This window comes from Flavobacterium proteolyticum (assembly GCF_015223105.1).
Taxonomy (GTDB): domain Bacteria; phylum Bacteroidota; class Bacteroidia; order Flavobacteriales; family Flavobacteriaceae; genus Flavobacterium; species Flavobacterium proteolyticum.
In genome coordinates, this window is record NZ_JADFTZ010000006.1 from 47828 (window position 1) to 74657 (window position 26830).

At 31.7% G+C, this 26830-nt stretch carries 26 protein-coding genes and 1 other RNA gene; 15 read left to right on the top strand and 12 right to left on the bottom strand.

Going from position 1 to position 26830, the window contains the following annotated elements; all coding sequences use genetic code 11:
* Window positions 1–80: 80 nt before the first annotated feature.
* From IM755_RS11290 to IM755_RS11305, 4 genes are all read left to right on the top strand, one after another.
* Window positions 81–701 carry a hypothetical protein gene (locus IM755_RS11290; RefSeq protein ID WP_194096907.1) on the top strand — a complete coding sequence of 207 codons (621 nt, stop codon included), beginning with the start codon at window positions 81–83 and terminating at the stop codon, window positions 699–701.
* Between the two features lie 55 nt (window positions 702–756).
* Complete coding sequence (locus IM755_RS11295) at window positions 757–1707, top strand: NAD(P)H-dependent flavin oxidoreductase (protein ID WP_194096910.1); 951 nt, start codon at window positions 757–759, stop codon at window positions 1705–1707.
* Between the two features lie 34 nt (window positions 1708–1741).
* On the top strand, window positions 1742–2131 hold the full coding sequence (locus IM755_RS11300; RefSeq protein WP_194096912.1) for a hypothetical protein: 390 nt from the start codon (window positions 1742–1744) through the stop codon (window positions 2129–2131).
* Between the two features lie 85 nt (window positions 2132–2216).
* The gene (locus tag IM755_RS11305; protein ID WP_194096914.1) at window positions 2217–2687 is read left to right on the top strand and encodes a hypothetical protein; all 471 of its coding nucleotides are present in this window, start codon (window positions 2217–2219) and stop codon (window positions 2685–2687) included.
* Between the two features lie 50 nt (window positions 2688–2737).
* On the opposite strand, the gene IM755_RS11310 is transcribed toward IM755_RS11305, so the two are convergent.
* The gene (locus IM755_RS11310; protein ID WP_194096916.1) at window positions 2738–3781 is read right to left on the bottom strand and encodes a glutaminyl-peptide cyclotransferase; all 1044 of its coding nucleotides are present in this window, start codon (window positions 3779–3781) and stop codon (window positions 2738–2740) included.
* A gap of 88 nt (window positions 3782–3869) precedes the next feature.
* Between IM755_RS11310 and ffs the strand changes: the two genes are divergently transcribed.
* The 4 genes from ffs (at window position 3870) to fsa (ending at window position 6726) form a co-directional block, all read left to right on the top strand.
* An RNA gene (ffs, locus tag IM755_RS11315) (signal recognition particle sRNA small type) lies at window positions 3870–3967 on the top strand.
* Window positions 3968–4035: 68 nt separating this feature from the next.
* Complete coding sequence (locus tag IM755_RS11320; RefSeq protein ID WP_194096918.1) at window positions 4036–5034, top strand: enolase C-terminal domain-like protein; 999 nt, start codon at window positions 4036–4038, stop codon at window positions 5032–5034.
* A gap of 37 nt (window positions 5035–5071) precedes the next feature.
* The gene (locus IM755_RS11325) at window positions 5072–5875 is read left to right on the top strand and encodes an SDR family oxidoreductase (RefSeq protein WP_194096920.1); all 804 of its coding nucleotides are present in this window, start codon (window positions 5072–5074) and stop codon (window positions 5873–5875) included.
* 194 nt (window positions 5876–6069) lie between these two features.
* Window positions 6070–6726 (top strand): fructose-6-phosphate aldolase, encoded by a 657-nt coding sequence (gene fsa, locus IM755_RS11330; protein ID WP_194096922.1) that lies wholly within the window; start codon window positions 6070–6072, stop codon window positions 6724–6726.
* A 66-nt stretch (window positions 6727–6792) separates the two neighbouring features.
* On the opposite strand, the gene IM755_RS11335 is transcribed toward fsa, so the two are convergent.
* A complete protein-coding gene (locus tag IM755_RS11335; protein WP_194096924.1) occupies window positions 6793–8196 on the bottom strand; it encodes a TlpA family protein disulfide reductase in 1404 nt (467 codons plus the stop codon).
* 154 nt (window positions 8197–8350) lie between these two features.
* Between IM755_RS11335 and IM755_RS11340 the strand changes: the two genes are divergently transcribed.
* The 6 genes from IM755_RS11340 to IM755_RS11365 all read left to right on the top strand — a co-directional run bounded on the left by IM755_RS11340 (window position 8351) and on the right by IM755_RS11365 (window position 13786).
* Window positions 8351–9970 carry an ABC-F family ATP-binding cassette domain-containing protein gene (locus IM755_RS11340; RefSeq protein WP_194096926.1) on the top strand — a complete coding sequence of 540 codons (1620 nt, stop codon included), beginning with the start codon at window positions 8351–8353 and terminating at the stop codon, window positions 9968–9970.
* A gap of 211 nt (window positions 9971–10181) precedes the next feature.
* Window positions 10182–10721 carry a bifunctional pyr operon transcriptional regulator/uracil phosphoribosyltransferase PyrR gene (pyrR, locus tag IM755_RS11345; protein ID WP_194096928.1) on the top strand — a complete coding sequence of 180 codons (540 nt, stop codon included), beginning with the start codon at window positions 10182–10184 and terminating at the stop codon, window positions 10719–10721.
* Between the two features lie 28 nt (window positions 10722–10749).
* Window positions 10750–11679, top strand: a complete 930-nt coding sequence (locus IM755_RS11350) for an aspartate carbamoyltransferase catalytic subunit (RefSeq protein WP_194096931.1) — start codon at window positions 10750–10752, stop codon at window positions 11677–11679.
* A 30-nt stretch (window positions 11680–11709) separates the two neighbouring features.
* Entirely contained in the window at window positions 11710–12042 is a 333-nt protein-coding gene (locus tag IM755_RS11355; RefSeq protein WP_194096933.1) for a ribonuclease Z, read from the top strand.
* A gap of 73 nt (window positions 12043–12115) precedes the next feature.
* A complete protein-coding gene (locus tag IM755_RS11360) occupies window positions 12116–13021 on the top strand; it encodes a ribonuclease Z (RefSeq protein WP_194096935.1) in 906 nt (301 codons plus the stop codon).
* A gap of 108 nt (window positions 13022–13129) precedes the next feature.
* Window positions 13130–13786 (top strand): HAD family hydrolase, encoded by a 657-nt coding sequence (locus tag IM755_RS11365; protein ID WP_194096937.1) that lies wholly within the window; start codon window positions 13130–13132, stop codon window positions 13784–13786.
* Here IM755_RS11365 and IM755_RS11370 read toward each other — a convergent pair.
* Genes IM755_RS11370 through IM755_RS11385 form a run of 4 tightly spaced genes read right to left on the bottom strand, consistent with a single transcriptional unit; the run spans window position 13783 to window position 17791 of the window.
* The gene (locus IM755_RS11370; RefSeq protein ID WP_194096939.1) at window positions 13783–15243 is read right to left on the bottom strand and encodes a cryptochrome/deoxyribodipyrimidine photo-lyase family protein; all 1461 of its coding nucleotides are present in this window, start codon (window positions 15241–15243) and stop codon (window positions 13783–13785) included. The genes IM755_RS11365 and IM755_RS11370 overlap by 4 nt on opposite strands.
* Window positions 15244–15279: 36 nt before the next feature.
* Complete coding sequence (locus IM755_RS11375; protein WP_194096941.1) at window positions 15280–16566, bottom strand: cryptochrome/photolyase family protein; 1287 nt, start codon at window positions 16564–16566, stop codon at window positions 15280–15282.
* Between the two features lie 54 nt (window positions 16567–16620).
* Window positions 16621–17319, bottom strand: coding sequence for an SDR family NAD(P)-dependent oxidoreductase (locus IM755_RS11380; RefSeq protein WP_194096942.1), 699 nt, complete (start codon window positions 17317–17319; stop codon window positions 16621–16623).
* A 4-nt stretch (window positions 17320–17323) separates the two neighbouring features.
* Window positions 17324–17791, bottom strand: coding sequence for an SRPBCC family protein (locus tag IM755_RS11385; protein ID WP_194096944.1), 468 nt, complete (start codon window positions 17789–17791; stop codon window positions 17324–17326).
* Between the two features lie 133 nt (window positions 17792–17924).
* On the opposite strand from IM755_RS11385, the gene IM755_RS11390 reads away from it, so the two are divergent.
* Window positions 17925–18776, top strand: a complete 852-nt coding sequence (locus IM755_RS11390; protein ID WP_194096946.1) for a DUF2911 domain-containing protein — start codon at window positions 17925–17927, stop codon at window positions 18774–18776.
* Between the two features lie 54 nt (window positions 18777–18830).
* Here the strand turns inward: IM755_RS11390 and IM755_RS11395 are convergent, their stop codons facing one another.
* From IM755_RS11395 to IM755_RS11420, 6 genes are all read right to left on the bottom strand, one after another.
* Window positions 18831–20516: a sodium:solute symporter gene (locus IM755_RS11395; RefSeq protein ID WP_194096948.1), complete on the bottom strand. Its 1686-nt coding sequence runs from the start codon at window positions 20514–20516 to the stop codon at window positions 18831–18833.
* Between the two features lie 112 nt (window positions 20517–20628).
* Window positions 20629–23076, bottom strand: a complete 2448-nt coding sequence (locus IM755_RS11400; protein ID WP_194096950.1) for a PIG-L family deacetylase — start codon at window positions 23074–23076, stop codon at window positions 20629–20631.
* Window positions 23077–23152: 76 nt separating this feature from the next.
* Window positions 23153–24631: a rhomboid family intramembrane serine protease gene (locus IM755_RS11405; RefSeq protein ID WP_194096952.1), complete on the bottom strand. Its 1479-nt coding sequence runs from the start codon at window positions 24629–24631 to the stop codon at window positions 23153–23155.
* A 5-nt stretch (window positions 24632–24636) separates the two neighbouring features.
* On the bottom strand, window positions 24637–25173 hold the full coding sequence (locus tag IM755_RS11410) for a mechanosensitive ion channel domain-containing protein (protein ID WP_194096954.1): 537 nt from the start codon (window positions 25171–25173) through the stop codon (window positions 24637–24639).
* The gene (locus IM755_RS11415) at window positions 25166–25750 is read right to left on the bottom strand and encodes a Maf-like protein (RefSeq protein ID WP_194096956.1); all 585 of its coding nucleotides are present in this window, start codon (window positions 25748–25750) and stop codon (window positions 25166–25168) included. Before IM755_RS11415 ends, IM755_RS11410 begins: the two co-directional genes overlap by 8 nt.
* Entirely contained in the window at window positions 25743–26666 is a 924-nt protein-coding gene (locus IM755_RS11420; protein WP_194096958.1) for a geranylgeranylglycerol-phosphate geranylgeranyltransferase, read from the bottom strand. The genes IM755_RS11415 and IM755_RS11420 overlap by 8 nt, the downstream gene beginning before the upstream one ends.
* Window positions 26667–26830: the final 164 nt, after the last annotated feature.

Below are 26830 nucleotides of genomic sequence, written 5' to 3' on the forward strand. Positions count from 1 at the left end.
GATTCGGTTTTTTTATTTCATAAAATTCAATCGTATCTATTTTTTTGTATATTAGGAACTTAATTTAACAACCTACTATTATGAAAAAACTATTTTTACTTCTTGTTTTATTAGTATCAACTATTGGTTTTGCTCAAAAAGGCAAAGGAAAATCAGCTACAAAAAATGTAGTTTTAACTACAGTCGATAATATTTCTGCCGAAATTATTTCTGAAAAAACAGGAAAAAGAGTTGTGCTATTTGTTAAAAAAGAAGGAAAAGTAGATACATTAGAAGTTAAAAAATTAGATAAAGTAGATTTTAAACCAACGAGTTTTACGGTAAAAAGTTTTACAACTCAAGGTAAGAAGTTTTATCATGTCAATTGGAAAGAAGAAATTAAAGTTGATACCAAATTAAAAAAAGAAAATGGGTTTGTAGCTGAAGACCAAATTTGGGATACCGAAACTAAAACTTTATTATTAGGAAATGTTCATAAGTCATCACACATTAAAGAAACTATTTTTTTAGATGCTAACAAAACAGCTTCTCATGATGTAGAAAAGAATAGAAGTGAGGGTTTTGAATTTACTCTTAACCCTGATGGTAGCTTTGTTTTAAAAACAAAAACTCAAAATAGTACATATGTTTATAATACAGCTTCTAGTAAATACGAGATGAAAGGTTCTCCTAAATCTACTGGAGCAAAAAAGAAAAAATAATATGCATGCATAGTATTTTATTTTTTCTTATATTTGAAAATAAATTCAAATAAAAATGGAAAAACAATCGTTGACTTCGCTTTTACAAATTACACATCCTGTAATTATGGCTCCTATGTTTTTGGTATCAAATACTAAAATGGTTATTGAAGGAATGAAAAGTGGTGTTGCAGGTTGTATTCCGGCGTTGAATTATAGAACTTTAGAAGAATTAAAATCTGCTATTCACGAATTAAAAGCTGCTAAAGTTCCAGGTGGAAGTTTTGGGTTTAATTTAATTGTTAACAAATCTAACGTAAAATACAAAGAACAGTTACGTATTTTATGTGAAGAAAAAGTTGATTTCATTCTGACTTCATTAGGTTCTCCTGAAGAAACTATAAATGAAGCACATAAAGCAGGAATTAAAGTATTTTGTGATGTTACCGATTTAGCTTTCGCTAAAAAAGTAGAAAGTTTAGGAGCCGATGCTTTAGTCGCAGTAAACAATCAAGCTGGTGGGCATAGAGGAAATATTAGTCCAGAGGAATTAATAAAATCTTTAAACGAAAATACTTCTTTACCTGTAATTTCTGCAGGTGGAGTAGGAAGTAAGGCTGATTTAGATAAAATGCTAAGCTATGGAGCCGTTGGTGTTTCCGTAGGAAGTCCGTTTATTGCTTCCATTGAATCGGGTGTTTCTCAAGAATACAAGCAAGCGTGTGTGGATTATGGTGCGAAAGATATCGTAATGACAGAACGTATTTCTGGAACACCATGTACTGTAATCAATACACCTTATGTTCAAAAAGTAGGCACTAAGCAAACTTGGTTAGAAACTTTATTAAATAAAAATAAAAGCCTAAAAAAATGGGTCAAAATGATTCGTTTTTACATCGGAATGAAAGCCACAGAAAAAGCGGCAACTCAAGTAACTTATAAAACCGTTTGGGTAGCTGGTCCAAGTATTGAAGATACGAAAGCTATTTTGCCTGTATCTGAAATTGTATCTAAATTAGTCAAGTAGTCCATTAATAACTACATTTGTAAAAATAATTCATTTGAAAAGAGTTGCTCATTATATCATCACTACTTTAACCGTTTTTGTATTCGGTTATTTGTTGTTGCATAGTAATGATACTTTGGCTGTTTCTCAACCCTTAAAAAAGGAATTAACAAAAGAAATTTCTTTACATTTTAATCAAGGTAAGATTGATTTTAATCAGGAAGGAATTCAAAAAGAATCCGTTTCATTAAAAACGAATCAAAATTTTTCAGGTTCAAGTGAAATTGTTAGAAAGCAAATTCCTTCATTTTTATTACCAACCTCTCTAGTTCAATTAGAATTATTCAATAAAAATAGTTTTGAAGTCTTATTCGTTAAAAAGAACTTTTTAAATCTGTTTTTAAACACATCTAGAATCATTTTTCCGTTTCATTATTTTTGGTAAAATTTATTTTAAGTTTCGCGTTAATCCCTTGTAAATAGTATACTTGGGAAATTTTATTATACACTTAATTTAAAATAAATTTAAAATGGATATTACCAACACTATTATAGGAATCGTATTTTTTTCATTAATCGTTATTCCAATTTTCATTATAAATAATAATGTTAGAAAAAGAAAAAATCAATTATTAAACACGTTAAACGAATTATCGTCCGACAAAAACACGAAGTTTTCAGATACTGATTTTTGGACAAATAACTCAGGAATTGGAATTAAAGGAGATGAATTGTGTTTCTTTAGAAATGGAGAAGAGCATTCAATGAAAGAAGTTATCAATGTTAAAGAAGTTAAGAAATGTTCACTTTTTCAATTTGATAAACATGGAAATACTCCTAAAAACAACCACGAAATCAATAAATTGGCATTACATTTAACATTAAGTAACCACAAAGAGGTTAATTTGATTTTCTTTCATGCAGATGCGAAAAATTTCATAATCGGAGAAGAATTTAGGATTGCTAAAAAATGGTTAGATATTATTACCAGTAAAATCTAAAAGTAAAAAAGCCTCAGAAATGAGGCTTTTTTTATGAATTTCGAGTAAAATTATTCAGCTGTTATCTCAAAAGTTTTATCCCAATTTTTACCCGTTACAAAATATGTTTTCGTAGCAGGATTGAACGCAATTCCATTAAACGCATCTAATTCTTGGTGTTGTGTTACTTTGCTCCTTAAATCATGACAATTGATTACGTTCTCTACAGCTCCTGTTTTTGGATTAATCACCGCAATAGCATCTTTTTGGTAAATGTTAGCCCATATCTTTCCATTAATCCATTCCATTTCATTAACAGCTTCAATTTTAGCGCCGTTCGTGTAAACATTAATATAATCTTCCACTTTAAAGGTTTCAGGATTCAAAATGTAGATTTTTTCAGAGCCATCACTCATGTATAATTTCTCACCATCATTGGTAATTCCCCAGCCTTCGGTTTCAAATGAAAACGTTTTTTCTAATTTAAACGTTTTTGCATCGTAGATAAAACCCGTTTTTTCCTTCCAAGTTAATTGATAAATTTTGTCTTTTAAAACCGTGATTCCTTCACCAAAATATTTGTCTTCTAACTTAATTTGTTCGGTTACTTTCCCGGTTTTATAATCCGTTTTTCTTAAAGTTGATTCTTTGTATTGTCCCGTTCCTTCTAATAAAACGCCATTATAAAATTCAAAACCTTGCGTATAAGCATTGATGTCATGCGGATAGGTATTAACAATTTTATAATTCAAAATCTTTGGCTCAGTACTTGCGTAAATTGAAAATCCAGAAGTGATATCGATATTTTGTCCTTCAAAATAAACTAATGCTTTAATTGTTTGGTTACCCAATTTCTGATTTTTTAACTCAAAAGGTAATTTCTCATTCCCTTTTACCGAGCCAATTTTAACTTCGTTAATGTAGTAAACAACAGAATCAATGGTTTTGTTTTCTTTGTTTTGAAGAACCAAATCGATGCTTTCTTCTAACTTAAGAATAGGTTTTATCGTAGGATTTTCAATCGAAAATAAATTTTTTAATGCATTTTCATCATCTTTACATGAAGTAGAAATTACACCTAAAACAATGAAAGCGAATAGCTTAACTTTTAACATGGTTGAAATATTTAATAACGTAAATATACAATGATTTTTTATACTCACAATTGCCTTGCAAAAATATAAAAAGGTTGTATATTTGCACCGGCAAGTCCTACACGACCAGCTCCTGCAGACTCCTCCAGGGTGGGAACACAGCAAAGGTATGTGGTTGTAGCGGTGCGATGTAGGTCGCTTGCCATTTTTTATTTCTCTTGAATTGTGGTCCCGATTGTTCGGGATTTTTTATTTTTACACCAATTCTAATTCCTATGCAAATATCTTGGCAAATTGTTCGCTTACAACTAAAAGAAACGTTTTCAATTAGTTATGGAAGTTACTCGTTTAGAGAAGCCTTAATTGTTTCGCTTTCCAATTACGGAAAAATAGGCTTTGGAGAATGCACAGCCATTGATTATTACGGAATTAATTTATCCGATTTCACTAAGAAATTAGCCGAAATTCAATCCCAAATCGAAAAACAATCCATAAAGCATCCTTCTGAATTTTATGCTTTTTTAGAAAGTTTACAACTGCATTCTTTTTTGCGTTCGGCTTTAGATTGCGCGTATTGGGATTTATTCGGGAAATTGGAAAATAAGAGTTTCTTAGCATTTAATTCGATTGAAATAAAACAATTACCCGAATCTTCCATCACCATAAGTGTCGCTCCAATAGAAGAACAATTGCAAAAAATCGCAAAATCGGATTGGAATAAATTCAAAGTAAAATGGAATCATTACGATGAGAAAGCATTGGATTTATTATTGAATTGCCAAAAAGAAATTGCTTTAGATGCTAACGGAAGTTTCTCTATTTCCGAATGTCAACAATTGGAAGAAAATCCATCATCAGCTCAATTTACTTATATTGAACAACCGATGAAAATCGGATTTTCAAATTATTCACATTTGAATGCTTCCAAATTTGCGAATTGGATGGCCGATGAAGATTGCCAAGAGCAAACTAAACTTTCCGATTTAAAAACACATTATAAAACCATCAATATCAAATTAGTCAAAACGGGTGGATTAACTCCAGCTTTAGAACTAATTAAAGAAGCACGAGCAAACGAATTCAAAATCATGATAGGTTGCATGACCGAATCTACCGTAGGAATTTCTGCTGGAGCGTTTTTGGTTCCGTTAGTGGATTATGTAGATTTAGATGGCGCGAATTTAATTGCTAACGACATCGCTTTTGGAAGCGCCATCGAAAAAGGAAAAGTATTACTTTCGGAGAAAGTTGGGTTAGGAATTTCCTTGAAATAATATAAAGCCGTATTTTCGCACTATAATTCACACTAAAATGAGTAAAGTAGTATTAATTACAGGTGGTTCATCAGGAATTGGAAAATCAATTGGTGAGTTTTTGCGCCAGAAAGGTTTTGTGGTATATGGCACAAGCCGAAATCCTGAAAAAATCACGAATTCGATATTTCCATTAGTATCTTTGGATGTTCGTGATAAGCAAAGTATTGTCAATTGTGTTACAGAAGTGATTCAGAAATCAGGACGATTGGATATTGTAATTAATAATGCTGGAGTAGGAATTACAGGTCCAATCGAAGAAATTCCAACAGAAGAAATCCGAAATAATTTTGAGACGAATTTATTTGGCCCAATTGAAGTAATGAAAGCGGTTTTACCTCAAATGCGTGAGCAAAAATCGGGTTTAATCATCAATATTACCTCGATTGCGGGTTATATGGGATTGCCTTATCGCGGAATTTACTCGGCTTCAAAAGGCGCATTAGAATTAATTACCGAAGCGTTGCGAATGGAAGTAAAATCATTTGGAATCCAAATTACAAATGTAGCTCCAGGCGATTTTGCCACCAATATTGCTGCAGGGCGTTATCATGCTCCAGTTATAAAAGGTTCGGCCTACGAAGTTCCTTATGGAAACACCTTAAAAGAGATGGATTCGCACGTTGATAGTGGAAGCAATCCAAACGAAATGGCAGAAGCAATTTTTGCTATCATTCAAACTGATAAACCAAAAGTACATTATAAAGTTGGGGCGTTCATGCAAAAGTTTTCTATTGTTTTAAAACGCATTTTACCTGATACAGTGTATGAAAAAATGTTGATGAATCATTATAAGTTGTAGATTGGTGTTGGGTGAAAGGTGATGGGCGATGGGTGTTGTCAAGCTGGACTTGTTTCAGCTTCTAATTGTTTTTTGAACTTGCCATTGTCCTTGCCCTTGAATTTGGAATTTTTTATTCGTACTTTTGTCAACACAATTAATCCTGAGCTTGTCGAAGGACAAAACAACACACAATACTTTAAAATTTAAAAAAGATGAAATTTTTTATTGACACAGCTAATTTAGAGCAAATTAAAGAAGCACAAGAATTAGGAATTTTAGATGGCGTTACTACAAACCCATCGTTAATGGCTAAAGAAGGCATTACAGGAAAAAACAATATCCTAAAACATTACGTAGACATTTGTAACATTGTTGACGGTGATGTAAGTGCAGAAGTAAATGCAATGGATTTAGAAGGTATGATTAGAGAAGGTGAGGAGTTAGCTGACTTACACGAACAAATCGTTGTAAAATTACCTATGACTAAAGAAGGTGTTAAAGCTTGTAAATATTTCTCTGATAAAGGAATTAAAACAAATGTTACTTTAGTATTCTCAGCTGGTCAAGCTTTATTAGCGGCTAAAGCTGGTGCTACTTATGTTTCTCCTTTCTTAGGAAGATTAGATGATATTTCAACTGACGGATTAAATTTAATTGAAGAAATTAGAGATATCTATGATAACTATGGTTTTGAAACGCAAATTTTAGCAGCTTCAGTGCGTCATACCATGCATGTTGTAAATTGTGCTAAAATTGGTGCAGATGTTATGACAGGACCTTTATCATCAATTACTGGATTATTGAAACATCCATTAACAGATATCGGAATTGCTCAGTTTATTGCAGATTACGAAAAAGGAAATAAATAATTTCTTAAGTATATAAAACAAAAAAAGCGTTCTGATTAGAACGCTTTTTTTATGATATTAATTTTCTTATTTCAAATTCAGTTCAAAATTCACATCAAACAAATTGGCGAATCCGTTTTTAATAGTTCCATCTGCATTTAAGATTATAATTCTGTGAATTTTAGTAATCACCCATTGTTTTCTTGCGGTTTCAAAATCTGAAGCATGTAGTTCTTTGATACCTTCAAAATTATATTTTTTCAATGCATTTTTCCAGTTAGCTACATTGTCATTCACATTAATGGCAATAAATTCGTAATCTGGATATTTTGTTTGTAATTCCATTACTTTTCTATGAGAAGCGGCAAAATGCGATTCAGCATGACTCGTCCAAAAGAATAAAACGGTTGGTTTATTGATAATTGAATTAACATCCAAAGGTTTATAGGAAGTATCAACCAATTCAATTTTAGGTAAACGATTACCTACTTTTAAATTCTGAACGGAATTGTAAATCTCTGTAATTTCTTTTTTATTTTCCTTGTCAGTAGTTAATTGTAAATAACGTTCAATAAATTTTTGATTGTTGTACATGTTTTGGTCTTCTAACAAGTACATCATAGCAACATTATTCAATACCACATTTTTAACTTTCTGATTTTTGATTAAAGTATCAGTGATATTTAATTTTTCGATATTGTTTTCTAACGAATTCTCATTCAAATCTAAGTGATCTTTCTGTAGAGCAACATTGTTTAACATTACGCTTACATATTTAATGAAAGGAGAATAATTGGTTAAAAGGGCATTTTCAAAATCAACTTCTTTTCGGTGTTCGTAGTAGTTTGAAGGTAATTTTGTTCTGATATTCTCACCTGTTCTAAACTGATGTGCGTAAGGATAAATTTCTTTTTTAGTAATGTGATGAAAGTCTAAACAAGCTTTTGCAACTACATCAAAATTTTCATCCCAACCAATTTCTGCTTTGCGTTTTAAATAAAAAGTTTTACGGATAGCGAAACTAGAATCGATATTCTTGATAAAACTTTTTACGTCTTTATCAAAATTGTCATACATTTTATCTTTGTCAGCTTCGTTTTTAAGATACAATTCCATTAAGAAATTGTTCTTTTCATCACCACGACCACAAAAAACAACAGAGTTGTCAAAATCAAATGTATTTACTCGAACCATTAAACTGTCATTCTTATCAAAATACACATATTGATATTCAGGATTATGTTTAAAAGAGTACAAGCCAGGAGCTAACGAATCAAATTTATGCATGAAGCGATTGTTCTTGTCTAGATAAATAGTATCAATTACTTCATCATCTTTTAAAAACAAAACATATTTCTCTTGCGGGTTCAAAACTTCTCCGCCAAAGTAAGCCACAAAATTATCTTCCTTAAAGACTCTTTTACAAGAAGTTAAAGTAGAAAAAAGGACGATAGATAGGGGTAAAAAGTATTTTACGTAATTTTTAATCATTTACTTGATTATTAATCTTGAACAAATGTATCAGATATATTCAAATCTTGTTGTTAAGGTACAGTTAAAATAAACCTATATTAATTCTAAATTAAAGTGTTCAAAAATCTACTAAATTTAGTACTTTTGCAACAATTTTAATAAAAATATCAAAATGTTAACAGTTTCAAACTTATCGGTTCAATTTGGAAAACGAGTTTTATTCGATGAAGTAAATACAACGTTCACACAAGGTAACTGCTACGGAATCATTGGAGCCAATGGTGCTGGAAAATCTACCTTCATGAAAATTATTGCAGGTGAAATGGAACCAACGTCTGGTAGAGTAATTCTTGAGCCAGGAAAACGTATGTCGGTTTTAAACCAAAATCACAACTTATTTGACGAATATACAGTTTTAGAAACTGTTTTGATGGGAAATAAAGTATTACATGCTATAAAAACAGAAATGGATGCTTTGTATGCCGATTATACAGATGAAAACGCCAACAGAATTGGAGAATTGCAATTACAATTTGACGAAATGAACGGTTGGAATGCAGAAAGCGATGCCGCAACTATGTTATCTAACTTAGAAATTGGAGCAGAATATCATTATACTTTAATGGCTGATTTGGATGGAAAACTTAAAGTTCGAGTGTTATTAGCACAAGCATTGTTTGGAAATCCTGATGTACTAATTATGGATGAGCCTACTAACGACTTGGATTTTGAAACAATTGGTTGGTTAGAGAATTTCTTAGCTAATTATGAAAACACAGTTTTAGTGGTTTCGCATGACCGTCACTTTTTAGATGCGGTTTGTACACACGTTTCAGATATTGATTTTGGTAAAATCACACATTATTCTGGAAATTATACGTTTTGGTACGAGTCTTCTCAATTAGCGGCACGTCAGAAAGCACAACAAAATAAGAAAGCAGAAGAGAAAAAAGCAGAGTTAGAAGAATTTATCCGTCGTTTTAGTGCGAATGTTGCGAAATCGAAACAAGCTACTTCTCGTAAAAAAATGATTGAAAAATTAAATTTAGACGAGATTAAGCCTTCAAGTAGAAGATATCCAGCCATCATTTTCGATACAGAAAGAGAAGCCGGTGATCAAATTTTAAATGTACAAAATTTAGCTGCTTCAGTTGATGGAGAAACTTTGTTTAAAAATGTAGATTTAAACATGGCTAAAGGTGATAAAATTGTAGTTTTCTCTAAAGATTCAAGAGCTACAACAGCTTTTTATGAAATTTTAAACAACAAAATGACTCCTGATGCTGGAACTTTTGATTGGGGAATTACTACTACGCAATCCTATTTACCAGTTGATAACCATGAGTTTTTTGATGGAGTAGATTTAAACTTAGTAGATTGGTTACGTCAGTGGGCAAAAACCGAAGAAGAGCGCGATGAAGTTTATGTTCGTGGATTTTTAGGTAAAATGATTTTCTCAGGAGAAGAAGCCTTAAAAAAATGTAACGTTTTATCTGGAGGAGAAAAAGTACGTTGTATGTTGTCGAGAATGATGATGATTAGAGCTAACGTATTAATGTTAGACGAACCAACTAATCACTTGGACTTAGAATCGATTACAGCTTTTAATAATTCATTAAATAATTTCAAAGGTTCTGTATTATTTACGACACATGACCACGAGTTTGCGCAAACTGTTGCCAACAGAATCTTAGAATTAACACCAAATGGCGCTATTGATAGATACATGACATTTGATGAGTATTTAGAGGATGAAAAAATAAAAGAGTTAAGAAAGAAAATGTATTCTTAATATCAATCCCGTTGCTATTTTTAGTAACGGGATTTTTTTAGATGGAAGCCACTGATTTCACTGATTATCACAGATTTTTTCTAATTGTAATCCTTTTAAATCCATAAAATCCGTGGCAAATAACATTTTGGTTAAGCATGAATATTCTCTTTTTTGTAGATTAAAATTGCTATTAGAAATATAAATTCTAAATTTGTACAAACAACACACTATGAGTCAAAAAGTTTTGCTCACTTCAAAAGAAGTACACATTATCTTGCATCGATTAGCTTGCCAACTAATTGAAAATCATTTAGATTTTTCCAATACTGTTTTAATAGGATTACAACCAAGAGGAAAATATTTAGCGGAAAGAATCAAACAAATTTTAGAATCAGATTACAATATTTCTAACATTCAATTGGGATTTTTAGATATTACGTTCTTTCGTGATGATTTCAGAAGAGGCGAAAAACCATTGGAAGCCAATAAAACCCAAATAGATTTCTTAGTAGAAGATAAAAAAGTAGTCTTCATCGATGATGTTTTATACACCGGAAGAAGTATTAATGCCGCTTTAACTGCAATACAATCTTTCGGAAGACCATCAGAAGTAGAACTTTTAACCTTAATCGACAGAAGATTCAGTCGTCATTTACCAATTCAACCTGATTATAGAGGAAGACAAGTGGATGCCATTAACAATGAAAAAGTAATTGTGAAATGGCAAGAAAATGATGGTGAAGATGCAGTATATCTGGTAACAAAATAAACAACAACAAACACACAACTACATATAAATGAAAGAATTATCAGTAAATCATTTAATCGGAATAAAATATATTACCAAACAAGATATTGATTTAATTTTCGAAACGGCAGACCATTTCAAAGAAGTAATCAATCGACCAATTAAAAAAGTACCGTCATTACGAGATGTTACTATTGCCAACATTTTCTTTGAAAATAGTACAAGAACCAAATTATCTTTCGAATTAGCACAAAAACGACTTTCAGCTGATGTTATTAGTTTTTCAGCAGCACAATCATCGGTAAAAAAAGGAGAGACTTTGATTGATACAGTTAACAACATTTTATCAATGAAAGTAGATATGGTGGTAATGCGTCACAGTAGCCCTGGAGCGGCTCATTTCTTGTCCCAGAATATTGGAGCAAGTGTTGTAAATGCTGGAGATGGCGCTCATGAACACCCAACACAAGCCTTATTAGATAGTTTTACAATTAGAGAAAAATTAGGCGATGTTGGTGGAAAGAAAATCGTAATCGTAGGTGATATTTTACATTCAAGAGTAGCGTTGTCCAATATCTTCGCGTTACAAATGCAAGGAGCAGAGGTTAAAGTATGTGGACCAAAAACATTAATTCCAAAATACATTGAATCACTAGGAGTTACGGTTGAACCAAATTTACGTAAAGCCTTAGAATGGGCAGATGTAGCGAATATGTTACGTGTGCAAAACGAACGCTTAGATGTGAGTTATTTTCCTACGACTAGAGAATACACGCAACAATACGGTGTAACCAAAGAATTATTAGATTCGCTAAACAAAGAAATCGTAATCATGCACCCAGGACCAATTAATAGAGGAGTAGAGATTACTTCTGATGTTGCCGATTCACAACAATCGGTGATTTTGGAACAAGTTGAAAATGGAGTTGCAGTACGAATGGCAGTGATTTATTTATTGGCAAGTAAGATTAAAAATTAGTATCTTAGCATAAAATCAGAAATTCAACAAATGAAAGTCGATCAAAAAGGACATACTACTATCATTAAAGATACACAAAATAATCTAGAAGCTTTTGTGGAAAAGGTAATTAATGAATATCATGCGTTTCAAGGTCAAAACTTGATTTTAGATATATCGCAAGATAAAGCTATTTCAAATGCCGATTTAGCGCATTTTAAAGACTTGGCCAAAAACCACAAAAAGGCAAAAAAATCAATGGTTATTGTTACTGACACGGTTGATTTTAATAAAGTTCCCAATTATTTAAACGTAGTTCCTTCTGTCTTAGAAGCCCACGATATGATTGAAATGGACGAAATTGAACGCGATTTAGGATTTTAATAATTAAAAATTGATAATTGAAAATTGATAATTCTGATAATTGTTAATTATTCATTATCAACTATCAATTGAAATGAAACTACAAATACTCGGTTGTTACGCAGCCACTCCAAGAACCATAACGAATCCAACATCACAGGTTTTAGACATAAAAAATCATATGTTCTTAATCGATTGTGGTGAAGGAACACAAGTGCAATTGCGCAAGCATAAAATCAAGTTTTCTCGCATTAATCATATTTTTATTTCGCATTTACATGGCGATCATTTTTATGGATTAATCGGTTTGATTTCTACGTTTATGTTGTTAAATCGCGAAAATGATTTGCACGTTTATGGTCCAAAAGGAATTAAAGAAATTATCTTATTGCAATTGCGTGCTTCGGGTTCGTTTACGGGTTATAATTTGTATTTCCACGAATTAGAATCGAAAGAAAGCGAGGTCATTTTTGAAGACGAAACCGTAATTGTAAAAACGATTCCGTTAAATCATCGTGTTTATACGAATGGATTTTTATTTCAAGAAAAGTTAGGAAAACGCCATTTGAATATAGAAGCGGTTGCCAAATACAAAATTGAAAAAGTGTATTTCGATAAAATCAAATCCGGCGGCAATGTAACTTTAGATTCAGGCGAAGTGATTGACAATGAATTGCTTTCGTTTCCACCCGATGCCCCAATGAGTTATGCTTTTTGTAGCGATACAATGTATGATGAATCTATCGTTCCGATTATCAAAGATGTTGATGTGTTGTATCACGAATCTACTTTCTTAGATTCTGAAATGCAATACACCGAAAAAACCAAACACGCAACCGCAAAAGAAGCGGCTAAAATTGCAAAATTAGCCAATGCTAAAAACTTAATTTTAGGACATTATTCTACTCGTTACGGTTCTATTGAACCTTTCAAAACCGAAGCACAAACCATTTTTGAAAATGTACTTTTGGCGGATGATGGTAGAGAATTTGAATTCTAATTTCCAATGATATAACAAGTTAGGAACACTGATTGGAGAAATTTTGAAAATTATAATAATTTCTTAAATCTGTGTTCCAAAAAAAGTTTAGATTTTAAAGATTAAAAAATGATACAAACTGTAATTTTCGATATGGATGGCGTAATTGTAGATACCGAACCGGTGCATCATTTTGCGTATTACCAACATTTTAAAGAATTAAGCATCGAAGTTTCAGATGAAATGTATCGTTCGTTTACGGGTAATTCTACTCGAAATATCTTTCAAAAATTAAAAGCACAGTTCGATTTGCAAGAAGATGTGGAAGATTTAATCCTGAGAAAACGTCATTTATTTAACGAAGCTTTCGATTTAAAAGAGGATTTGTATTTGATTGAAGGAGTAGAAGACTTAATCAAAGATTTACATGCAAACGGAATTCAGCTAATTGTAGCTTCTTCAGCTTCTAAGGTGACGATTAATAGAGTGTTTACTCGTTTTAATTTACATCAATATTTCACTCATATTGTTTCAGGTGAAGATTTTCCAAAGTCGAAACCGCATCCTGCTATTTTTGAACATGCCGCGAGTTTATCGATTGCTCCAAAAGAAAATTGCATTGTAATTGAAGACAGCACAAACGGAATTCAAGCCTCAGTTTCAGCGGGAATTTTCTGCGTTGGTTATGATAGTTTTCATTCGAAAGATCAGGATTTATCTAAAGCAAATATTATTATTCGACACTTTAACGAATTGAATTTTGAAAAAGTTCGAGATTTGAATTAACTCATTTCTTGATCGTGTAACGTATGTTTCGCTAAAATGTGTTTGCTATCTTTTTTAACCGATTCATTTTTTCGCATTGACCAAAAGAAATCACTGGAAAACTTTCTAGCTTCCTCTAAATTAACAATAGGATTTGGATAATCGCGTCCCAATTCAAATCCATACAACATGGATTCTATTGGAGTTAATTTCCAAGGTTCGTGAATAAATTCCGTTGGTATGTTAGCTAATTCTGGAACCCATTTTTTGATAAAATTTCCATCTTCGTCATGTTCGTACGAATTTTTCACTGGATTATAAACTCGCAACGTATTAATTCCTGTAACGCCAGCTTGCATCTGAATTTGTGGATAGTGAATTCCAGGTTCAAAATCTAAAAATTGTCGAGCTAAATGTGGACTACAATTTTGCCAAGGTTGGAACAAATGGTGCGTGTAAAATGACACAACTAAAGCACGCATTCTAAAATTCAAATAACCAGTTGAATTCAAACACCGCATACAAGCATCAACTAACGGTACACCCGTTTTTCCTGTAATCCATGCTTTGTGATATTTTTCGTTAACTCTTTGATTCAAATTGCGATAACCTTTATTTACGGCGATAAATTCCATTGAACATTCCATTTCAAATTTTTGTATGAAATGCGCTTGCCAACGTAATCGAGAAGCAAAATTAGAAATCTGACGCTTGAATTTTCCTTGCTGATGTAATTCCCAAGCTTTGGTATACACTTGTCGAATAGATAAATTTCCCCAAGCAATATAAGGCGATAAACGACTACAGCCTTTTCTAGCCAGTTCAGGTTTTGAAATGTGACTGCTGTAATTTTGAACGCGTTCTTCAAAAAAAGATTTCATATAGCGCAAAGCTGTTGGAACGCCACCTTTCTGAAAATTAGGATTGTGAACAGTTTTTATGGATGGAATTTCGAAGTGATTCTCTAATTCTTCAATTTCAATGTATTTGACAAAACTTCTTGGTGTAGGCTGAAACGGAAGACAATCTTTATCCATAAAATCATACCAATCTTCTTTCCAAGTCTTTCGGTTTTTGATGCCACGAATAACGCCGTTAGTGATGTATTCATTCCATGCAATTCCTTTGACTTTTAATAGTTTAGCAACAGCTAAATCTCTATCAAAAGTTAATTTTATTCCCGTTTCCTGATGTGAATAAACGGCTCTGATAGAAATAAGTTTGGATAGTTTTTCAAATACTGCAACTGCTTCGCCTTGAACAATTAAGATTTGAGTGTGATATTTTAAAAGTTCTTTCTGTAATGCTTCTAATGATTGTTTGACAAAATCAAAATGACGTTGACTGTAATGATAATCTTTCATCAACGAAGGTTCGAAAATGTAAAGCAATAACGTTTTCCCAGAAGTCGATAAGGCTTCATGTAAGGCTTCATGATCGTGCAAACGCAAATCTCTCTTGAACCAAACAATTTTCATTTTTTTACATTTTATAGTGTTTAGGGCAACGCTATCCTAACCAACAGCTTCTTTATAGACTTTTAAACATTTTTCTCGAGCTTCTTTATGGTCTACGATAGGTTTTGGATAATATTGAGTTTCCAATTCAGGAACCCATTTTTTGATGTATTTTAAGTCTCTATCAAACTTCTTGATTTGTTCTGTGGGATTAAAAATTCGGAAATAAGGTGCAGCATCTACTCCAGAACCTGCAGCCCATTGCCAATTTCCAACGTTACTCGCCATTTCGTAATCTAAAAGGTTTTGGGCAAAATAGGCTTCTCCCCAGCGCCAATCGATTAGAAGATGTTTGCAGAGGAAACTGGCTACAATCATTCGAACCCGATTGTGCATGTGACCGGTTTTGTTCAATTCACGCATTCCGGCATCAACAAAAGGATATCCGGTTTTTCCTTGACACCATTTTTTGAATTTTTCTTCGTTATTTTCCCATTGAATAGCATCGTATTTTTCCTTGAAACTCTTGTTAGATGTATGTGAAAAATGCCACAAGATTTGCATGAAAAATTCGCGCCAAATCAATTCGTTCCAAAAGGTTTCATTCTTTTCAGCGATAGCTTTTTCTATCATTTTTCGAATAGAAACCGCTCCAAATCTGAGATAAATTCCTAAATAAGAGGTTTTGTTTAAAGCAGGAAAATTTCGAGTAGCTTCGTAATTTTGAATTAAACTCTCGGAAATATCATATGGAGTGACTTTAATTTCAGATTTTTCAAAACCAATTTCTTCCAACGTTAAAAAAGGGTAAGAGTGCTGTACTATTTTACCCAATTTTTCTTCGGACGGATAATGAACTATTTTTATTTTCTTAAAATTTTCTTTCCATTTTTTCGAATAAGGCGTGTAGACAACATAAGGATTTCCATCGTCTTTCACCACTTCACTTTTTTCAAAAATTACTTGATCTTTGGAAGTTAAAAATGAAATTCCATTAGAAACAAACAACTGATTCATTTCCTTGTCACGCTTGCGAGCGTAAGGTTCGTAATCGTGATTGGTATAAACTGAAGTGATTTTATTTTCAGCAATTAGTTTTTCGAAAATTTCAATAGGTTTGCCATGAAAAACCGCTAATGATTTTTCATGTTTCTTTAATTCCGATTGAATTTTATCAAGTTGTTCGTGAATAAAACTAACGCGCGCATCATTTTTTGGTAATTGCGATAGAATGTTTTCATCAAAAATGAAAATAGGTAGCACTTCTTCATCACTATTCAAAGCATGAAAAAGGCCTACATTGTCATCTACTCTTAAATCGCGTCTAAACCAAAAGATGTTCATATTTTATTTTGTTTTATTAAGTTCGACAAGTCAATGACTTGTCACTACAAAGAATTATCCGTTTACTAATAATGTTGACATTCCACCATCAACGTGAAATATTTGTCCCGAAATCCAACTGCTTTTATCGCTTAATAAAAAGGTTGCCATTTGTGCACTGTCTTCTGGTTTTCCAAATCGTTTTAGTGGATGACGTTCGGCTGATTTTTCTTGTTTGGTTTCGTTATTCAAGAATTTATCGGCTAAAGGTGTATCCGTTAATGATGGCGCAATTACATTGACTCTTATTTTTGGCGCATATTCTGCAGCTAGTGCTTTTGCAAAACCTTCAATTGCACCTTTTGAAGCTGCGACGCTGGTGTGAAATGGCATTCCCATCGTTGCGGCAACACTGCTAAAAGTAACAATACTAGCTTGTTCCGATGCCAATAAATTAGGCAAAACCGATTGAATTACTTTTACCAAACTTATGAAATTAATTTGTAAATCGGTTTCAAAAGCTTCTGGTTTCAATCCTTTAAAAGGTCTTAAATTAATACTTCCTGGACAATATACCAAGCCATCGATTACAGTAGGTAATTGAGAAGTATCAATAGTATCAGTAGTTGCGTCAAATGAAATATGAGTTGCCTTTACCTCGGATAAGTTTTCATTACTTCTTGAAGCAATATAAACGTTATTTTCAAATTGTAATTCTTTTGCTATGGCTAATCCAATTCCGTAAGAACCACCAATTAATAGTATGTTTTTCATGATGTTATCCTTTAAATTCACCAAATAGGTCGATTAATTTTTTTCTTCTGTATTCGAAAATTTCGTCCAATTTAGGCTTGACTAATATTGGATGAACCAATTGACCCAAAATTCCCATTGGCACTTTATAATCTACAATATCTTCCATTTCAACACCACCAGGGATTTCTTTGATAAAATGTTTGTGATGCCATAAAGCATAAGGACCAAAACGTTGCTCGTCTACAAAATACTGTTTGTCCACTACATGCGTGATTTCTGTAACCCATTTTGTTGGGATTCCTAGTACAGGAGTTATAATATATTGAATGATTTGACCAGGAAACATAGGTCTATCTGCTCCTGAAAGAATTTTAAAACCCATATAGTCAGGAGTAATTAGTTGAAGATTTTTAGGGTCAGATAAAAGTTCCCAAGCTTTGTCTATGCTAATTGGTAAATTTTGTTTGGTATGTAATCTATATATTTTCATATTAATTTTTTTGTAAAGATATAAATTTGTTTAATCTTTATTGTAATAAATTAAACAAAAATTATTCATTTAAGTTTATATTAACATTTGATTCTAATACAATTTGTAAATTTGGGATTCAAAAACATAACCTATGAGAAAAATTATTGTAATGTTGGCTGTAGTACTAGCCAATTTTATGGTTGAGGCACAAGTAAAAACACCTCAATCTAGTCCATTAGCAAAAGTTGAACAAGTTGTTGGACTTACAACTGTACAAGTTGAATATTCTAGACCAAGTGCAAAAGGAAGAACCGTTTATGGCGATTTAGTTCCTTTTGGAAAAATGTGGAGAACGGGGGCTAATGCCAATACCACTATTTCATTCAGTGAAAATGTAAAAATTGGTGGAAAAGAACTTAAAAAAGGGAAGTACGCTTTTTACACTACACCAAAAGCAGACAGTTGGGATATTATTTTTTATTCGGATACTAACAATTGGGGATTACCTGAAAATTGGGACGAATCTAAAGTAGCATTGAAAGTTACCGTTAAACCTGAAACATTAAATAAATCAGTAGAATCACTTTCTATTTTCTTAAATAATTTAACGAATGATTCAGGAGTTATTGAATTATCTTGGGAAAGAACAATGGTATCTATTCCATTTTCTGTTCCTACTCAAGAAATAGCTATGAAGAGTATTGAAAAAACGTTAGCTGGACCATCTGCAGCGGATTATTTTTCATCAGCTCAATATTTTTATCAATCTAATGGTGATTTGAATAAAGCATTAACTTGGGCAAATGCTGCCATAGCTAACGCACCAAAAGGAGAAGATGTTCCATTCTGGTATTTAAGATTAAAGTCATTAATCCAGGCTAAATTAGGAGATAAAAAAGGCGCTATTGCTACAGCTAAAGAATCATTAGCATTATCAGTAAAAGCAGGAAATGCTGACTATGAGAAAATGAACAAAGACAGCATTGCGGAATGGTCTAAATAAGATTTTTAAATTAATTCAAAAAAAGTCCCGAAATAATTTCGGGACTTTTTTATTTTATGAGTTTGATTTGTTAAAAAATTTCTGAAGTATAAGAGATAGACCAATTGTTAGTAAAGCACCAATAAAATTCAACCATAAGTACCCTACAATATCTAAGTAAAAAATATAGAAAATGGCTAGTTGGCTAATACAAGCTCCAATAAAGACTGCTTTTCCTTTGATATAGTTGATATAAAATCCAATCAAGAAAATTCCTAAAACGGTTCCATAAAAAATAGAACCAATAATATTAACCAATTGGATCAAGTTTTCGAATAACGAACTAATACAAGCAAATCCAATTGCTACAATTCCCCAAAAAATAGTGAAATATTGAGTTGCATATACATAATGTTTGTCTGATTTTGCATTTACATTTCGTTTGTAAATATCAATAGCAGACGTCGCTGCTAATGAATTTAGTCCAGAAGCACTTGATGACATTGCGGCACTAAAAATAACAGCCAATAACAATCCTAAAATACCTTTAGGAAGATAGTTTAAGATGAAATAAAGAAAAACATAATCTTTATCATTAGTTTCCGTTTTCCCATCTACTTTTGCTATAACATCTTTTGCTTCTTCCCTTAAGTCTTTTTCCTTTAGTGAAAGCGCCACCATTTGCTTTTTCAGAATCGGATTATCGTATTCGTTGTGTTTTAGTTGTTCAATGTAAATTTGATTTACAATTTTTTTATCAGTATTCAATTGAACTAATTTTTGTTCTAGATTTTCGTAAGCTACCTTTTGCTCAGAAGCTTTTACCTTTGCAACATTGGTAGGATTAAAATGCAAAGGCGCATCGTTAAATTGAAAAAATACAAATACCAAAACACCTGTTAATAGGATGAAAAACTGCATTGGTACTTTTAAAATCCCGTTCATAATTAATCCCATTTGGCTTTCTTTTACAGATTTCCCAGACAAATAGCGTCCAACTTGAGATTGATCCGTTCCAAAATAGGAAAGCATTAGAAAGAATCCTCCGGTAATTCCACTCCAAAAAGTATAGCGTGTTTCAGGATTGTAAGAGAAGTCTAGAATATCCATTTTTCCATTAGCACCTGCAATATGAAGTACGTTTGAAAAATCAACTTCGTGAGGAAGATTTGCTAAAATGTAGAAGAAAATGATAAACATTCCCGACATAATCACGAACATCTGTTGTTTTTGAGTAACATTTACAGCTTTGGTTCCACCCGTTACAGTGTAAACAATCACTAAAATTCCAATTATAATGTTTAGCATATTTAAATTCCATCCTAAAAGTGCTGACAAAATGATGGAAGGTGCATAAATGGTAATTCCAGTTCCTAAACCTCTTTGAATTAAAAATAAAATAGCGGCTAATGTTCGTGTTTGAATATTAAATCGTTGTTCTAAATATTCGTAAGCCGTGAATACTTTTAATCGGTGGTAAATAGGAATAAAGGTGTATGCAATAACAATCATGGCTAATGGAAGTCCAAAATAGAATTGTACAAAACCCATTCCGTCATGATAGGCTTGGCCGGGTGTAGATAAAAATGTAATTGCGCTGGCTTGTGTTGCCATAACGGAAATTCCAACTGTAAACCAAGGAGTTTCGTTGTTGTCTAATAAATAGTCTTTTACATTTGCACTTCCTTTGGTTTTCAGAATACCATAGATGACTATAAACGATAAGGTAACTGATAGTACAATCCAATCTAAAATTTCCATATTAGGTGTAGATTTCCATTATTAAATAGAAAATAAGGATGTATATAGCATTTAGTATTAAAACGATGCTATAACTTTTTTTCCATTGATGTTTGTTTTTGTTCATAATCATTTATTTATCCAATGCAATTAAATTAGCCAATAATCTATAAGCACCGCTAACACCTTCAGGTAATTCTCTAAAGAAGCTCAAGCCAGTATATATATAATTTCCTTTTCCATATTTAGCAATCAGTAAACCACCGGTTTTACTAGTTTCTCCTTCATCGTTTGATGCTAAAATAGGAATAAATTCTGAACTCCATTTATTTGGATAGTATAAGCCTTGTTCTTGTACCCAACCCGTGAAATCTTTTTCAGTGATTTTATTCGGTTGATTTAATACTTTATGATTTGGAGTTAAGAATGTAACCTTTGCATTTTCATCGGTAACACGGTCTCTTGATAATTCCAAACTATAAGGCGCTATTTCTTTAGTAATCAAATTATTAGTAGTGTTATACTGAATGATTAAATTGCCACCGACTAAAACATATTCAAATAAAATTTTATTCTTGTATTTTAATTCATCAATTACATTAAACGCTCGAATTCCCAAAATTACTGCATCAAATTGTTGTAGTTTTTCTATTGAAATTTCGTTCGGATTAATCGTTGAAACTTTAAATCCAAGATTTTCTAAATTCTTGTTTACTTCATCGCCAGCGCCCATGATATAGCCAATATTTTTTCCTTTAATTTCGATGTCTAATTTTACTAATTTGGATTCTGAAGGCACTAGAATGGTTTGCTTCGGAATATGTGGATATTGAATTGTAATTAGTTTATCATCAAATGTTTGATTACCAATTGTAGCTTTTGCACTCAACTTTGTAGCAATTTCGGGTTTGGTTGGATAAAGGGTAAACGTGAATTTTTTCTCTTCGTTTTTTGTGATAATTTCAAACGGAATTTCTTTTGGATTTACTTTCCAATCATTCGGAACATTCAATGATAAAACGCCATTTGCATTGGCTTTATGAGCTTTTACCGAAACTGTAATTTCTTTGGATTGCGTTCCGTTAAAAATTATAACTTCAGGTTCAATTTTTGTTGTAACATCTGGCAAAACAGTAAAAGGAACATACGTTTCGCCATCATCTGGATTGTTGAATTTATAGCAAATATTCTTTACGAATTCAATTGTTTTTCCTTCGATTTCAATAGTGAAAACGACTGGAAAATTAGATGAAACTTCAGGTAAAATTCGAATAGATTTATCCGAAACACGATACATTCCTTCGGTTTGTTTTTCTTTTAACCAAAATAAGTTGGAATAATCAACCGTTTCTCCAATAACCACATTTTTAAGTTGGAAACTTGTTTTCTCGTTATTTTTTAAAACAACATTTTTTGTTTCTAACGGAAGTTGTAAGGCTTTCACGGAAATCAATTTTGCATTCGATTGACTTCGGTTAATGACCTCAATATTGATATTGAAATTACTATCTTTCGTTGTCGTTTCAGTATCGGCAACGGCTTCCATGAACAAACCGCTACACGCTTCAATAATTTTAATAATTTGTTTTGATTTGATTTCTTTCCAATGCGAATCTTCTAGTTTTTGAATCAAATCATACGCTTTAATCAAATTTGGAATATGAACCGATGGATTTCCAAAGTTAAAATTCTTTTCAATGTCGTACAGAATTTTTCCAATTTCATTTCCTCCTTTTACTCGATTCCAAGACGTATCAATTCCTTCAAATAAATTGGTATTACTTGGCAAATCACCTTTTAGTAACTCTAAATATTCAATTTCGTCGCCACGACTTCCTAAAGTTCCAAAACCTTGACATTTGTGTTGGCTTCGGCTCAAAGCGGCTATTTCGTTGTTACTTTTTCCTTTTAACGGATAAAAAACATTCGAATTTATGGCTAATAATTTTGATTTATCGGCAGCATCAAACGCTTCTTGACTTCCGTAAAACCACCAAGAAGTATTGAAGAAAATGCGTTTTGGTTTATATTTTACTAAATCATACGCTTCTAAACTCAACATAGCAGAAGCGGTATGATGTCCGTGTGTTGTGCCTGGCGTATTATGACTAAAGCGATTAACTATAATATCAGGACGAAAAGTTTCAATTACTTGAATAACATCTTCCAAAACTTCATTTTTGTTCCAAATGGAAAAGGTTTCATTCGGTTCTTTAGAAAATCCGAAGTCGTTAGCGCGCGTAAAGAACTGTTCGCCACCATCAATTCTTCTAGCAGCTAGTAATTCTTGAGTTCTTATTGCTCCTAGCTTTTCTCTTAATTCGGTTCCAATTAAATTTTGACCACCATCACCACGTGTTAACGATAAATAAGCCGTTTGTGCATGATAATGATTGGAGAAATAGGTGATAAGCTTAGTATTTTCATCATCAGGATGTGCCGCAACATACAATACTTTTCCTAGGAAATTTAGTTTTTGAACTTGTTCGTAAATTTCAACTGAATTCAGTTTTTGTGGCGCTTGCGCGAATGCTACTATTGAAATAAAGAATATAAAAATTGAAGTAAAGCTTCTTTTCATTGCAATGGTTTTGTTTCAAAAATAAGGAAATAAAAAAAAAGGAAGTTTTAATTGCTTCCTTTTTAACAGTTTTTTATTAATTAACAATACTTTCTATAATGTTATCAATTTCCTGATTTGTTTCTAAAATGCTCTTGTCAAATTTGTCTGATTCCGACTTAATCTTTTCTCGAATTAATTTTGTTTGTTTTAATCGAAGTAATACATATTTTTTTATCATTTCATTTCTTTCCAAAGTTTCTTTTGGAATGCTGAATTTTTCAATTTCTTTTACGATTTTTAAATTCTCGGTCCAATAATATAATGTGTGATTTTCAATGTAATGTAACATTTCTTCTTTACTATAACCGGCCTTATTTTGAATTTCAAGCGCTAAATTTTCATTTAATTCAAAATCTTTCATTTTGATTTCATAGACATCAAAATAATTGATTTCTTGACCATATTCATTTTTATATTTTTGAATTGGATTCGGAATTTTTTGTAACACTAAAAAGGAGCAAGCAATACCTAAAAAGGAAATAATACTTAATATCCAGTTATTAATTACTTGAGATTCTTTGTTGATTAATCCATAATAAAAGGCATATCCGAAAATAAATCCAGAAAGTAAACCTCCTAAATGTGCAGCTGCGTCAATACCATCTTGAAACCCATTCATTAGATTTAATCCTATATAAATAAAAATATAGGTTAGCATTGATTTTCTTGTTGTTTTGTCTAAATAATTGGTTGTTAGTAATGCTAGGAATATACCGAATAGTCCAAAAATAGCACCTGAAGCACCAGCACTTAATGAAAAAGTATTCCACCACAAACTCGCAGTGCTAGCAATGAATCCTGAAATTAAATATCCAATAATGAATTTATATTTCCCGATAATAGGCTCTAAAATACTTCCAATAAAAATTAAGGCATATAAATTCATAATTAGGTGTATAATGCCAATATGAATAAAAACGCACGAAAATAATCTCCAAAGTTCTCCATTTAATGTTAGAGATCTTTCGTTGGCACCCCATTTCACTAAATCTTCTGATGCAGGAGAAATGATGTTCATTCCATCAATTGCCATAACAACAAAGACTAAAATGTTAAAAAAAATTAGAATAGGAGTAAAGAAATAATCTTTTGTAGGAATAAATACTTGTAAATAATCTTTGAAACTGCTTTTCTTTTTACTTATTGAATCGAAATTATTCTTTGGAGTTTCAATAACTTCAATATCACCAACTTCAAAAGCACATTGTTCGTAATGTTTTATTTGTTCTAATAAGCTTTCAATATTTTTTTTGTTTTTTCCCCAATCGAATAATTGATTTCCAACACATTTACTTTCAATTGTAACTTTGGTATCAGAAATTTTAATTGTAATTGATTCGCCCCATGAACTTAAAGATAATGAGGTGTGACCTTCAATTTTATCTTCTGAAGAAGAAATGATATCCCAATGAAGTTGTTTAAAAGCAAATTCGATAGACTTAAAAAAGTTAGGTTTATCACCTTGGTTAATATCAAATTCAATAGTGTAGTGAGGGAGTAGTTTGTTATTCATAGTTTTTAATCAAAAAATTCTTTTTCTTCTAAATTGCTTTTTAAAACCGAAATTCCTTTTTGCATTAATAGATTGTTTGGATAAGTAATCATTTCGCCATCAGAAGACTTTAAAATGACATAAAAAGCTTTGATATCGTCAATTTCCCCTTCGATTGGAAAATCTTTGTCATGTATTTTAATTCTGTCTCCAATTTTAAAAGGATACGAAAAAAATAAAATAATTCCAGCTGTAATATTGCTTAGAATCGACCATTGTGCAAACGAGGCAACGCCCACAACTGCAAAAACAGAAGAAATGAAAAGTAATATTTGATCTTTTTTAACTCCCCAAATAATTACAATTGAAATTAATGCCAAAATGCCAAGTAGTAAGTTTATGTATTTGATTACTAAATTAGTACGATGTTCTAAAACTTCATTTAAAGTAGCATATTTCCGAACTAATTTGTTAGAACTAAAGCGTAAAATAAAATAGACTAACAAAACAATTAAGGTTGCTATTTCTTGATCTAAATACGGATTATCAATAAATTTAAGCATAATTCATCAATTTTTGAAATAACATTTCGGTTGGTAAACCTACTACATTCGTATAAGAACCTTCAATTTTTGAAATTCCGATTAAACCTATCCAATCTTGAATTCCATAACTTCCGGCTTTATCAAAAGGTTGGTAATTATCTAGATAATATTTGATTGCTTCATCCGATAAATTACTAAAAGTTACTTTGGTCACACAATGAAAAACTTCTGTTGTATCAATCGATTTCAAGCAAACTGATGTAATAACTTCATGTGTTTGATTGGCCAATTGTTGCAACATTTGAAAGGCATCGTCATAATCTTTTGGTTTGCCCAACGCTTTTCCGTTTAACCAAACAATCGTATCACTAGTGACTAAAACATCGTTTTCTTTTAGTTCGTTTTCGAAGGCACTTGCTTTTAATTCGGCTAAGAAATTCGTGATTTCTTCCGCTTGTAAATGTTCTGGATAGATTTCTTCAATTTCTTTTAGGCGAATGGTGTAATGCAAATCCATTTCTTTAAAAAACTGTTGTCTTCTTGGCGAACCAGAAGCTAAAATAATATTGATTTTATTGAGTTTTTCTTTAAGCATTGGCTAATTTTAAATTATAAACAATAACCGCAACCGATAAAATTCCGAATAACAATATTATTTTTAAAACCAAACTCAAATGATGATATTCTTTTTTAGTTGTAGCATTTAGTAATTTCACTCCGAAATAAATTAGTGGACCAACAATTAAAATCATCGCATAATACACTACGTAATCCAATTCGAATAAATTAGAATTTACATAATAGGCTAAAATTCCAATTGAAATTACGGTTAAAACACCAACAATTATTTTCGTTTTTTGAACTCCGATAGCAATAGGTAAGGAATTAATTCCCGATTGATAATCGCCATCCATATCTTCTAAATCTTTAACGATTTCTCGAATCAAATTAATGATAAAAGCGAAAATGGCATAATGCATTAAAATATCAAAAGCTTCTTTCATTCGGAAACGATTATCCACATCAATTGCTGGTAAAATATCAAATAAACCAATGATGATAATACTTGTTGAAAGCATCAAAGCTACTACCACATTTCCAAGAACTGGAATTTGTTTGAAACTGGTTGCATACATATAAAGTAAAGTTGCCACCAAAATAAACATCGAAGCAAAAGTAGGTTTGTAAATTACATTCGATAAATAAAATCCAATTCCAACACCAACTATCGTCAAACCAATGTACCAGTTATAAGCTACCGTTTCCGAAATAGAAACCCCAACCACACGGTTTTGAGGTTTTGCAATTTCGTCGGTATCTTGATCCATTATATTATTGATGACATAACCTCCAGCCGCAATACAAACCGTTGCAATAACTAATAAAATGTAATTAATATCGGTTAAGGCTAAGTCTACATACGATTGTGCTAAAAATAAGTAACGAAATACCAATTGCATGAAGGCAAGCATTAGTAAATTTTGGTAACGAATTAATTTTAAGTATTTCATTTTGTTTTTTTGTTTCAAGTTTTAGGTTTCAAGTTTCAGGTTTTTTGGAACACAGATTAAAGAAATTTTTAAAATCTTTTATGAACTTTAATTGAAGTAAAATATAACTTAAATTTTACTTATATGACTTATGTGTTTTAAATTTTGTTTCAAGTTTCAGGTTT